Annotated in this window: 12 protein-coding genes and 1 riboswitch; of the genes, 1 reads left to right on the top strand and 11 read right to left on the bottom strand. The window is 54.4% G+C overall.

From position 1 onward, the window contains the following. Positions 1-46: 46 nt before the first annotated feature. From ribE to HOP44_RS02850, 10 genes are all read right to left on the bottom strand, one after another. Positions 47-712 (bottom strand): riboflavin synthase, encoded by a 666-nt coding sequence (gene ribE / locus HOP44_RS02895; RefSeq protein WP_172250384.1) that lies wholly within the window; start codon positions 710-712, stop codon positions 47-49. Positions 713-1,133: 421 nt separating this feature from the next. Then, positions 1,134-1,300, bottom strand: a riboswitch (FMN riboswitch). A 368-nt stretch (positions 1,301-1,668) separates the two neighbouring features. Next, complete coding sequence (locus tag HOP44_RS02890; protein WP_172250382.1) at positions 1,669-1,932, bottom strand: hypothetical protein; 264 nt, start codon at positions 1,930-1,932, stop codon at positions 1,669-1,671. Between the two features lie 168 nt (positions 1,933-2,100). Continuing rightward, positions 2,101-3,213 carry a hypothetical protein gene (locus HOP44_RS02885; RefSeq protein WP_172250380.1) on the bottom strand — a complete coding sequence of 371 codons (1,113 nt, stop codon included), beginning with the start codon at positions 3,211-3,213 and terminating at the stop codon, positions 2,101-2,103. A gap of 202 nt (positions 3,214-3,415) precedes the next feature. Next, positions 3,416-3,850: a peptidylprolyl isomerase gene (locus HOP44_RS02880; RefSeq protein WP_141450258.1), complete on the bottom strand. Its 435-nt coding sequence runs from the start codon at positions 3,848-3,850 to the stop codon at positions 3,416-3,418. A gap of 251 nt (positions 3,851-4,101) precedes the next feature. Continuing rightward, positions 4,102-5,436, bottom strand: a complete 1,335-nt coding sequence (lysA, locus tag HOP44_RS02875; RefSeq protein WP_172250378.1) for a diaminopimelate decarboxylase — start codon at positions 5,434-5,436, stop codon at positions 4,102-4,104. 152 nt (positions 5,437-5,588) lie between these two features. After that, positions 5,589-6,419, bottom strand: a complete 831-nt coding sequence (locus HOP44_RS02870) for a purine-nucleoside phosphorylase (RefSeq protein WP_172250376.1) — start codon at positions 6,417-6,419, stop codon at positions 5,589-5,591. 54 nt (positions 6,420-6,473) lie between these two features. Next, the gene (gene xerD / locus HOP44_RS02865) at positions 6,474-7,358 is read right to left on the bottom strand and encodes a site-specific tyrosine recombinase XerD (protein WP_172250374.1); all 885 of its coding nucleotides are present in this window, start codon (positions 7,356-7,358) and stop codon (positions 6,474-6,476) included. A gap of 521 nt (positions 7,359-7,879) precedes the next feature. Next, positions 7,880-8,335 carry a ferric iron uptake transcriptional regulator gene (gene fur / locus HOP44_RS02860; protein ID WP_172196199.1) on the bottom strand — a complete coding sequence of 152 codons (456 nt, stop codon included), beginning with the start codon at positions 8,333-8,335 and terminating at the stop codon, positions 7,880-7,882. 109 nt (positions 8,336-8,444) lie between these two features. Continuing rightward, positions 8,445-9,008 (bottom strand): NUDIX domain-containing protein, encoded by a 564-nt coding sequence (locus HOP44_RS02855; protein ID WP_172250372.1) that lies wholly within the window; start codon positions 9,006-9,008, stop codon positions 8,445-8,447. 29 nt (positions 9,009-9,037) lie between these two features. Next, positions 9,038-10,165 (bottom strand): M20/M25/M40 family metallo-hydrolase, encoded by a 1,128-nt coding sequence (locus tag HOP44_RS02850; protein ID WP_172250370.1) that lies wholly within the window; start codon positions 10,163-10,165, stop codon positions 9,038-9,040. A 267-nt stretch (positions 10,166-10,432) separates the two neighbouring features. On the opposite strand from HOP44_RS02850, the gene prli42 reads away from it, so the two are divergent. Beyond that, the gene (prli42, locus tag HOP44_RS02845; protein ID WP_172250368.1) at positions 10,433-10,528 is read left to right on the top strand and encodes a stressosome-associated protein Prli42; all 96 of its coding nucleotides are present in this window, start codon (positions 10,433-10,435) and stop codon (positions 10,526-10,528) included. Between the two features lie 154 nt (positions 10,529-10,682). Here the strand turns inward: prli42 and HOP44_RS02840 are convergent, their stop codons facing one another. Next, the gene (locus tag HOP44_RS02840) at positions 10,683-12,074 is read right to left on the bottom strand and encodes a dihydrolipoamide acetyltransferase family protein (protein ID WP_172250366.1); all 1,392 of its coding nucleotides are present in this window, start codon (positions 12,072-12,074) and stop codon (positions 10,683-10,685) included. Positions 12,075-12,077 lie beyond the last annotated feature (3 nt).

Here is a 12,077-nt window from a genome sequence, read left to right as displayed (position 1 = left end):
ATTTCCGGCTTCGCTCTGCTTCGGATTCGCCGCCGAACTGCTCCGTTCAGGCGAATCCGTGGCGCGACAGAAAGCTTTCGTCGATTGCGGAGAACGTCTTCGCTCCCGCTCCATCTTTTTGCCCGAAACCCAGCAGGTGTTCAACGTACTTGCCCAAAATATCGCATTCGACGTTGACGAAACTGCCTGCCTTTTTGCGGCTCAGCGCGGTCTCTCCCAGCGTGTGGGGGATAATCGATACGCCGAAATGGCCGTTCTCCGCGTGCGTCACGGTCAGGCTGATCCCGTCGATCGCGATGGACCCTTTGCCGATCACATAGCGCATCAGATGCGGATCGTCCGCTTTCAACGTGAACACGACGGCATTCTGATCCTGCTCGACCGAGACAATCGAAGCGGTTCCGTCGACATGCCCCTGCACGATATGTCCGCCGAAGCGCCCGTTTGCCGCCAACGCCCGCTCCAGATTGACCGGACTGCCGCTGCCGAGCGTGCTCAGATTGCTGCTGCGGTACGTCTGCGGCATCACGTCGACGGTAAACGAATCGCGTTCGTAGCTGGTGACGGTCAGGCATACGCCGTTCACGGCGATACTGTCTCCGATCGCGACATGCTCCAGCACTTTTTTGGCCCCGAGGGTGAGCACCATCGCTTCCCCGCGGCGTTCGGCTCGCCGCAGGCTGCCTACTTCTTCGATCAAGCCGGTAAACATGAGAGCCGCCTCCTTGCTTTCTTGGCCTTATCTTGGTCTTATTCTGAAGATGCCTACCGTTCCGGTATGCTCCGTCCGGTACATGTCCAAGCTGCACATGCAAAAAATCCCCGTGCTCGGATACTTATCCGAAAACGGGGCCTGGGATTAAAAAGCGAAAAAGTGCGTCTCTGCCGGAACTACGCAGCGCAGCCAACAGGTATGCCAAACAGCACCGGCCTGCCGGATGCATCTGCCTGAATCCAGGTACAAGGAAACCGATTTTCACCTGTGAAAAAACAAACGAGCCGCTTCGCAAAAAGCATGGACCCGCAGTTTTGACTGCGATGAATATCAGGTTCCGCATACGCATGCCATGTTCGAAGACGACCGGCACAGCCAGCCGCTTCCAACCGCATGCAAGGCAAACACAACGGTTCGTTTTCTCTTTCTCCCATCCAGACTGTAACTGTCGGTCCCGGAATTGCACCGGGTCAACCGGCCGTCTCGCACAGGAAACGGCTCGGGTCACGGACTTCGGCCGGCGATTCCAAAGAATCGCGTGCCGTCACCGCCGGTGGGGAATTGCGCCCCGCCCCGAAAGAGTATGTGTGTATCCGGCAAGTGACCGGAATACGGTATTGCTTATGATGGTAGCATGGCGGGAAAAGAAATGCAACGGCGGGGTGAAACAAATACGGCGAAACATTTTCTGCATTTCAAGATAAAATAGGAATCAAGAAAATGCTTGAAATAAAGAATCGGCTGAAAAGCAGATTATTCTACAGCAGACAGGGGATGTCGAATTGAAATCTGTGTATCAAACCGCCGTGGTCCTGATCGGGATCCTCATTGCCGGATGCAGCAGCACGGCCGATCCGCAGCACCGAATCCCATACGCAAAAAAGCTTATCGGCTTCGGCCTGACAAGCTTTTTTTGTACAAAACGGCAGTTCCGCTTCTACGGGAGCGCTAATCTACCGCCTGGATTTGGAATTCGGTTTGGATTTGGTATTGGACTTGGCTTGGGGTTTCGATCCGGCATAAGGCCGCGTCTTCGGAAGCGATTTGGGATCGGCTCTCCGCTTGTGCTTTTTCCCCGAATACCAGAACCCCCACGCGCAGATCACGAGAATCATAAACGGATACATGGCGGTTCCGTTGGGCCATGGCAGAACCAGCAGCATCAGCAGAACAAGAACGAAGAATACGGCGTAGCCGATTTGGAAAAACCGGTGCATATCAAAACTCCTTTTCGGTTATTGATCGCGGCAGCGAAAATTCAAGTGCTTTCACTATACACCATGCTCGGCGAAAACGGTTAATTTTGAAAGGAAGCGGCTTTTTATCGGAAAAACATTGTTCAAAAAAGGCACGCCCGCACAAATGCGAGAATGCCTTTTTTCATGTTAAAGATCCATCCATGAATCGAGAATGCCATTCGTGAAATACAAATACGTATCTCCGTAAGTCCAAGTATCGGTCGAGATGTACGTGCCACTGTAACTGCTAGTATCGTCTGGAGAACCCCAAGACATCAGCACCATATCTTTGGTCATGCCTTTGGATATACTTTGTTCCGCAATCAATTCCCATGCTCGGGCTTTCCAGGCAGGGTATGCTTTTTTGGGATCGTTCGTATAAAAATTGTTAAACACTGTTCCGTTTAAATACGATTGAATTGGGAGTTTAAAAGATCCCGTTTTTCCACTGGCTCTTCTTACCATAAAGGTGATTTCTTTGTTTTTCACCTTAACACTCAAAATTTTTATCTTTTCTAAATTATATAAAGGGTTCGACTCGGGTAACACGTTTTTATTGGCCCAAACATAGTCGTTGATAAAGCCCTTGCTCATAAATTCCTGGTAATCCGCATACTCGCAAAAAGTGTTCGGACTTTCGTCAAACACATCTTCTACAACCACGCTTCCGTCTTGCATCTGAATCGAAAACTCCGTGCTGCCATAACCTGTTTTCTTTATCCCTGAGACCCATCCGATGCGATCGCCTTCGTACAGGTATACCTTGCTTCCCATAAAGTTATACATCATGGCCGGCAATGGTTTTAAAGCGTTTATTTTTTTAACGGTCGCCTCATAATTTGCGTAATCGTTCCAGAGAAATATAGAAGACCCACGCCATTCGAATCGTCCTGAATACCCCGTTATTTTTAGGAACTTTTCAAAAGTAACGTATGTCGCATTTTTATAAACGATCGAATTCGATCTATCCAATTTGAACGAACCGTTGGAAGATTTGACGGTAATTCCGTTATTCGTCGAAAGGGTGACACCTTTCATTTTGATGATTTGTTTGATGGGCACGTAAACTTTGTCATTATCTGCCCAATAAGCTTTCGGCGTAACGATACTTACTTTTTTGTTTACGAATACAGCGACTTCTTGCGGATACTTTGATGCTTCCAATGCGTTGTTGGATGCATGGCTCTTTGCATTCCAAGCAAAAAGGAACACAAGCATCGAAATAAAAAGCAGGAAACCTCTTGATTTTGCGTTTGACATGAACTCCATTCAACCCCTATTTCTATTTATAATGAGTTTTGACCTAAGTAACTATACTACATATTTTGTATAAATTCTTTATTTTTGAAATCAGTGATCTAGCGTGATGCCGGCTTCATTGTGAACAACAAAAAAACAGCGACCAGAGCACTTAAGCCTCTGACCGCTGTTTGGTTTGTTCATTTACTATTCCGTTACGATACTATTCCGTTACGACTTTGACTTCTTTCATTTTGTCGCCCGGTTTAACGGCATCGATCAATTCCATGCCTTTGGTGACTTTGCCGAAGACCGTGTGCACGCCGTCGAGGTGCGGCTGTGGGCCGTAGCATACGAAGAACTGGCTTCCGCCGGTGTTCTTGCCCGCGTGCGCCATCGACAGAACGCCTTTGGCATGCTTGGTTACGTTCGTCGAAGTTTCGCAGTCGATCTGCCAGCCTGGACCGCCTGTGCCGGTGCCGTTCGGGCAGCCGCCCTGCGCGACGAAACCCGGAATAACGCGGTGGAAAGACAGGCCGTTATAGAAACCGGAGTTGGCCAGTTTCTCGAAGTTCGCTACCGTGTTCGGTGCTTCTTCCGGCAAAAATTCGATTTCGACGTTGCCGCCGTTTTCAAGCTCGATATATCCTTTTTTCATCATAGTCATCTCCCTTGGTTTTCTATGAATATCTGTATGATTCGGCCGAACTCCGCCTCGAAAGACGCCTCGGCAACCTTAACCAGTGTACCCGAAATTAGCGCACAAAGCAAAACCCGAAACACTTGACGCGAAAAAAACGGGACGTACGCTTTGCGAAAAGCCAGGGACGGATGCTAAAAAGGGACAGCGCAAGCTGCCCCTTTCCGTTATTCGATTCCACTATTCGATTTCGATAAACCGACTCCGCTTTATTTCACCTGTACCCCCTGCTTGGCCAGACGCGCCGGAATGACATCGTTGCCCGTGATGTTATCCAGGCTTTCGCGGCGGACAACCAGATCGCTTGCGCCGTTCTTGACAAAGACGACAGCCGGACGGCGGATCCGGTTGTAGTTGCTCGCCATCGCATAATTGTACGCGCCGGTGCAGGCTACAGCCAGCAGGTCGCCGGTGTTCGGCTTCGGCAGCTCGACGTCCCAGATGAGCATATCGCCGCTCTCGCAGCATTTGCCCGCGATCGAGACGGTTTCTTCGTTCGCGTCGCCGGCCCGGTTCGCCAGCATCGCTTCGTACTGCGATTCATACAGCGCCGGACGCGGGTTGTCGGTCATGCCGCCGTCTACCGCAACGTATTTGCGTACGCCCGGAATGTCTTTGCTCGTGCCGACCGTATACAGCGTCGTGCCGGCATCGCCGACGATGCTGCGGCCCGGCTCGACCCAGATCTCAGGCAGTTCGGCGCCGATACCTGCGAAGTGCTTTTTCACGCCGTCGGTGATCGCTTTGACGTACTCGGCCACTTCAAGCGGCGTATCGCCTTCCGTGTAACGAATACCGAAACCTCCGCCCAGGTTAACGACTTTGAACTCGACGTTCAGCTGTTCTTTCACGCTGCGCGCGAAACCGGCTACGCGTTCGACCGCCATCTCGAACCCGTCCGTCTCGAAAATTTGCGACCCGATATGCGAATGCAAACCGAGCAGTTCCAGGTTCGGAAGCTGCGCCGCCGTGCGGACCGCTTCGATCGCCGTTCCGTTCTGGATATCAAAACCGAACTTGGAATCCGTCTGCCCCGTGGAAATATATTCATGCGTATGCGCTTCGACGCCCGGCGTTACGCGCAGCAGGATGTTGACTTTGTCGCCGCGATCCGCCGCAATGGCCTGCAGCATCTGCAGTTCGACGAAGTTGTCCGCCACGAAGCAGCCGATTTTGGCGTCCAGCGCCATTTCGATCTCATTCGGCGTCTTGTTGTTGCCGTGGAAATGAATCCGGTGAGCCGGGAAACCGGCCTGCAGTGCCGTGAACAGTTCGCCGTCCGATACGACGTCGAGCGACATCCCTTCTTCGTCCGCGATGCGGCACATGGCCAGCGTGCTGAACGCTTTGCTTGCATAAGCGACCTGGAACGTCAGGCCGGATGCTTCGAACGCCTGGCGGTATTCGCGGGCGCGGCGGCGGATCAGTTCCTCATCCATGATATACAGCGGTGTGCCGTACGTCTGTTTCAGTTCGACGACGTCGCAGCCTCCGATTTCCAAATGCCCTGCGGCATTGATCTTGCTGGTTCCGTGCAGATACATGTGAATTCCTCCGATAGGTTCCGGCCCGGCCGCTCCGGCTTGCACAAAGAGGGCCTGCCCCGGGATTTGTACCCAGTATAGCAGACCCTCGAATGCGCGCTGAATGGACTAAAGCGCAGGAGATTTGTGTTTTTGTCACTTGACGGACAAGGTTACATCTTCGGAATGATACCCAGCACCAGTCCGAGGAATTTTTCTTTGACCAAATCGGCGGTTTCCATCACTTCGTCATGCGACAGCGGTTGGTCCAAAATGCCGGCGGCCATGTTCGTGATGCAGGAAATGCCCAGTACTTCAAGACCGGCGTGGCGCGCCACAATCGTTTCGGAAACGGTGGACATGCCGACCGCATCCGCGCCGAGGGTACGCAGCATCCGGATCTCGGCCGGCGTCTCGTAGGAAGGTCCGAGCAGGCCGGCGTATACGCCTTCCTTGAACGTAAAGTTCTGCCCGGCCGCCGCTTCTTTCGCCACGGCGCGCAGTCTGCGGCTGTACGCTTCGGACATGTCCGGGAAACGCACGCCGAGAGCCGAGTCGTTCGGTCCGATCAGCGGACTTTTGCCAGTCAGGTTAAGATGGTCTGACAGCAGCATAAGATCGCCCGGCGTAAACGACGTATTCACGCCGCCTGCCGCATTGGTGACGAGCAGACCGGATACGCCGAGGTTCTTCATGACGCGTACCGGGAATGCCGTCACTTCCGGACCATAGCCTTCATACATATGGAAACGGCCTTTCATCAAGACGACCGGACGCCCCTGAATCGTGCCGATCAGCAGTTCCCCTTCGTGGCCTTCGACCGTCGATACCGGAAAATGCGGAATTTTTTCGTAAGGAATCGAGACGGGATTTTCGATCAGATTCGCCAGAATACCGAGACCGGAACCGAGAATCAATCCGATTTCGGGTTGAAGTTGCGTTTGGGAGCGGATATAATCCGCCGCTTCCTGAATGTTGGCTGCGTTTGTTGTCGATGTTGTCATGGGATGCACACTCCGTTTGGATAATATCGGGCCGCTCCATCTTCCGCCTGCGTGTTAAGCGCGGGGATGATGCAACTCGTAGACTTCTTTCATGTTGCGTTTCATCACGTGCGTATAGATCTGCGTGGTCGAAATGTCCGAATGGCCGAGCATTTCCTGAACCGAACGCAGATCGGCGCCGTTCTCCAGCAGATGCGCGGCAAACGAATGGCGCAGCGTGTGCGGCGTAATATCCGTTTCGATCTGCGCGGCGACGGCGTACTTTTTGATGATTTTCCAGAACCCCTGCCGCGTCAGTCTGGTGCCAAGCTGATTCAGGAACAACGCCTGTTCTTCGGTCCGCTTGACGAGCTGGTCGCGCATCGACCCCAGATAAGCCGTTACCGCTTCCGCCGTCATTCTGCCGATCGGTACGATCCGTTCTTTGCCCGCTGCCCCGCAGCGCAGAAATTTCAGCTCCAGATCGATATCTCCCAGATTGAGTGCAATCAATTCGGAGACCCGGATTCCTGTCGCATACAGCACTTCGAGCATGGCTTTGTCTCTTGCGCCCTGCGCGTTCGAACGATCCGCTGCGCCGAGCAGACGCTCCACTTCGGTTACCGACAGCACGGTCGGCAGTTTTTTCTCCGGTTTCGGCGTTTCCAGATCCATGGACGGGTCCTGAACGATCAGCGAACGCCGGATCAGATAATGGAAAAAGGAACGGATCGAGACCGAAGCGCGAATGACCGTGGAGGACGCTTTGCCCGAACGCTTCATCTCGTTCAGATACGCGGCGATATGCGATTTGCGGATTTCGTCCACGGCGGTCAATCCTCTTCCGCCCACGAACTCGAGAAATTGGACCAGATCGCGCCGATACGATTCGAGCGTACTTGCGGTACGCCCTTTTTCATCCGACATATAGGTGATAAACGCGTCCAAATGCGTATTCACTGGTGGACCCCCTCCCAACTTTCCTCAGGAAAGCCGCTTACTGCCCGTTCGGGCGGGCCGCCGAATCCCGTTTGACTAAAGATTCCACAACCCCTCCCAAACTCCTTCTTTAAAGGCAAATTTCCGTATTCGAAGCCATAGGCGAGAATCGGGAAACTTGCCGGGCAAAAAGGCAAATTTCCGTATTCGAAGCCATAGGCGAGCCGTATTCGAAGCCATAGGCGAGAATCGGGAAACTTGCCGGGCAAAAAGGCAAATTTCCGTATTCGAAGCCATAGGCAAGAATCGGGAAACTTGCCGGGCAAATAGGCAAATTTCCGTATTCGAAGCCTTAGGCAAGAATCGGGAAACTTGCCGGTACAAGAAGGTTATTCCCGCCCATCAAAAAGGCTCCGGAAGGATCGCTTTCGATCCGCCGGAGCCGGGCTATGCGCACAGGCCAAGTATGCGGTCGGAAGGACCGGACACTTCTGCTGCCTGTACGCCATAGAAAAAGAAAGAATTCCGTCCTGCTTCGCCGCTTACGCGTTGTCGTCTTCTTTTGCTCTGCAGCGGTGGCAGATTCCCTGAAAGTCGAGTCTGTGATCCAATACGGTAAAATGGTATTCCTTCTCCAGACGCTCCTCAAGCGGCAGCAGCCAGTCTTCGCGAATCTCGTCCATACTGCCGCACTGCACGCAGATCAAATGGTGATGGTGATGCTTGTTCGACTCGCCCCGAAGGTCGTAACGGGATACCCCGTCGCCGAAATTGAGCTTTTCCACCACATGCATTTCGCTGAGCAGTTCCAGCGTACGGTATACGGTCGCAAGACCGATCTCCGGAGCCTTTTCCTTGACCAGCATGAACACATCTTCCGCGCTCAGATGGTCTTCTTCATTTTCCAGCAAAACGCGAACGGTGGCTTCCCGCTGGGGCGTCAATTTGTAACCCTTGGACTGCAGCTGCTGTTTGATATTGTCGATCCGCGCTTCCATGCTTCTCCTCCCCCTCGGAGCATGCCCGTTCTTGCCGGCCGTTCTCCAGTCAAACTCACGTTCCCTATTATAGAAGTTACCAGGGTTTAAAGTCAAACATTTCAGGCGCTCAAATCGGCCAGTTTCCCGTCAGCGTACGGATCTGCCACGCGTATACGGCCATGAGCGTTTTGGCGTCGCTGATCCGGCCGGCGCGGATATGCTCGAAAGCCTCGTCCAGCGTAATTTCCGTCAGTTCCAGAAATTCGTCTTCATCGGGATGCAGCGTGCCTTCGGTCAGGTTCTCTGCGGCATAGAAATGGATGATCTCATCCGCAAATCCCGGCGACGTGTAAAAGGAAGACAGATGCAGCAGCTCGGGCGCGCGATAACCCGTTTCTTCTTCAAGCTCCCGTGCGGCCGCTTCCCGCGGGTCTTCGCCCGGCTCAAGCTTCCCTGCCGGGATCTCGATTTCCGTACGGCCGAGCGGCTGGCGGAACTGCTCGACGACAAGCAGTTTGCCGTCTTTGATCGCAAGTACCGCCACGGCGCCCGGATGCTTGACGATCTCGCGCTTGGCCTGGGTACCGTCGGACAGCTCCACCGTATCGATCTGCACCTTGATAATTTTACCGTCAAAAATCGGCTCGCTGCCGACCGTCGTTTCCCATAGTTTTTCTTTGCCCGGTTCCATGTTCGTTTCCGCCTCCCGTACTTTGAATGTTAAGAGCGTACCGATTGACGCACGATTTCGACGATAAATCCGGCCAGTTTGCCCAGATCTTCGACTTTGATCTTTTCCGAAGTCGTATGAATATCTTCGTAGCCGACCGACAGATTGACCGTAGGCACGCCGAAACCGTTGAACACGTTGGCATCGCTGCCGCCGCCGGATTGGAAGGTCCGGCCGCTGAGACCCAACTGCGCAGCCGCTTTTTTCGCAAGCTGTACCACTTCGGAGTCGTCGGTATGGCTGAACGCGGGATACACGACCCGGCTCTCGAATACCGGCCGGGCGCCGAATTCCGCGCAGGCAGATTCAAGCGCTTCTTTCATCGAAGCGATCTGCGCGTCTACTTTTTCCTGTACGACGCTGCGCGCTTCGGCTTCGAGCTTGGCATAATCGATCACGACATTGGTTGCGCCGCTGCCCGAGAAGCTGCCGATATTCGCTGTTGTATCTTTGTCGATCCGACCGAGCTTCATCCGCGAAATCGCTTTGCCCGCCACCTGAATCGCACTGATTCCGTCTTCCGGATTGACGCCCGCATGCGCCGCTTTCCCATGGACTTCCATCGTAATCTTGGCCTGGGTCGGTGCCGATACAGCGATAGCTCCCACTTCCCCGTTCGAATCGACCGCAAACCCGAGATCCGCATCGAGCAGCGAAGCTTCCATCGCCCGCGCGCCCATCAGTCCGGATTCCTCTCCTGCCGTAATGACGAACTGGATCTGTCCATGCGGAATCTCCTGCTCGCGCAGCACGCGGATCAGTTCCAGCAGCGCGGCTACGCCGGCTTTGTCGTCGGCGCCGAGGATCGTGTCGCCCGAGCTGCGGATCCAGCCGTCTTCGCCGATCACCGGCTTGATGCCTCGTCCCGGAACGACCGTATCCATATGGCAGGTAAAGAACAGCTTCGGCGCGTTTACTCCTTCGGTTGCCGGCAGCAGCGCGATCAGGTTGCCCGCCCCGTGACCCGAGCGGGATGCCGAATCGTCTTCCACGACTTCCAGGCCGTGCAGCTTGAACTTGTTCGCAAGCACATCGGCGATCAGCCGCTCGTTTCGGGTCTCGCTGTCGATCTGTACCAATTCCAGAAATTCATGCACCAAACGTTGTGTATCGATCATAAAACTTCCCTCCGCTTTCCCGATAAGCTAAAATAGACTTGATAACGGATTATTCCGTTTTCCCTTTTCTATCTTACAAGGAATTGCGCGAAAATCCAAAAAGGACGCCGAGAAAGCGGCAGCACCGGGTGCGTTCGGGCGGATTCAACCGAGTGCTCCGAAGCGAAGCGGACCAGGCAGGGACAGTCCACTCTCCAGGCCGTTTCCCCAAACGCTTTTTCCGGCATCTTCATCTCATCAATTTACGAAAAGAGGTTTGACGGCTTCATGCAGAACAAAAGATGGTTCAAAATTTTTATCTGGCTGATGATTATCGCAATGGTCGGTTCGGTATTCCTGGGTCTGCTGCAGGTATTTGTATAAAAGCGGACACCACCGCTTCCGGAACCGACAAAAAAGAGCTTTGACCTTACCCGGGAAACCGGGCAGGCCGAAGCTCTTTTTTGTCGATTTGAACCGAAAAGCTTTCTGCGAATAGGCGGCCCGAACCGGAATCTGCGATGCCGGCCGGCCCGTCTTAATACAGCTTCGTATCCGGAGAGTAACTTTCCAGATTTTCTTTGACCCGTTGAAGGAAACGGCCGCAGATCAGTCCGTCCAGAATCCGGTGATCCAGCGACAGACAGAAATTCGCCATCGACCGGACGCCGACCATATCGTTGATCACGACCGGACGCTTGACGATCGATTCGAACGTCAGCTGCGCGGCCTGCGGATAATTGATGATCGGCTGGGACAAGATGGAACCGAACGATCCCGTGTTGTTCACGGTAAACGTACCGCCCTGCATATCGTCGATCTTCAAGGTGCGTTCGCGCGTACGGCGAGCCAGATCGTCGATTTCCATCGCGAGACCCGCGATATTTTTTTGGTCGGCTTTTTTGATGACCGGTGTCAGAACCGAATCTTCCGTTCCAACGGCCAGCGAGATATTGATATCCCGTTTGACGATAATCTTGTCGACCGCCCAAACGGAGTTCATGATCGGATAATCTTTGATGGCATTGACGACCGCTTTGATCACGAATGCCGGATACGTCAGGTTGACGCCTTCGTTTCGTTTGAACTCGTCTTTGTGTTTATTGCGCAGTTTGACCAGATTGGTCATATCGACTTCGATCATCATCCAGCCGTGCGGAATCTCCGATACGCTCTGGCGCATCCGGGTCGCAATCGTATTGCGGATCGGCGTGATATCGATATACGTCTCGTTGGCTCCGCGGCCGCCTTCTTCGATCTCGATCTTCGGCAGCTTCGGATTTTCGCTGAGGTGAAGACCCGAATGCCGCACTTCGTTTTGCGAAGACAGCGACGAAGACGCGAACATCGGCGGTTGCGGTGCGGCGAACGAGGCCGCGGCGGGCTGCGGCGCGGAAGGCGCGGCGGAAGCGGCCGACGCGGCCGCCTGGGACGCGCCTCCGTGCTCCAGATGCCGAAGCACGTCTTTGCGCGTGACCCGGCCGCCCATGCCGCTGCCGGGAATCACGGCCGGATCGAGACCGTGCTGCGCGGCCAGCGCCTGTACGGCCGGCGAGTAGCGGGCGCGCATGCCGCCCGCTTCGACGCCGGACGCGGCCTGCGGCGCGGCGGAACCGCCTGCCGGCGAAGCCGGGCGCACGGCCGGGCTCTGCGCGGCCGGCGCGGAAGCTTCGCCTTCGGTCACGATGCGGCAGATGATCTCGCCTACGGCGATCTCCTGGCCTTCGGCGGCCAGCAGCTCGCCCATTACCCCTTCTTCCGTCGAAGGGATCTCGGCGTTGACTTTATCGGTAATCACTTCGCAGATCGGCTCGTACAGGTCGACGGTATCGCCCGGACGCTTCAGCCATTTGGCGATTGTCGCGGACACCAGCGATTCGGCGAGCTGGGGCATCGTGATATTTTTTTGCGCGGAATTCGTTGTGCTCATTGC

This window comes from Saccharibacillus deserti, from assembly GCF_013618475.1.
Taxonomy (GTDB): domain Bacteria; phylum Bacillota; class Bacilli; order Paenibacillales; family Paenibacillaceae; genus Saccharibacillus; species Saccharibacillus deserti.
The sequence above is the reverse complement of the archived record's forward strand: the minus strand, read 5'-3'. Positions and strand labels throughout refer to the sequence as shown.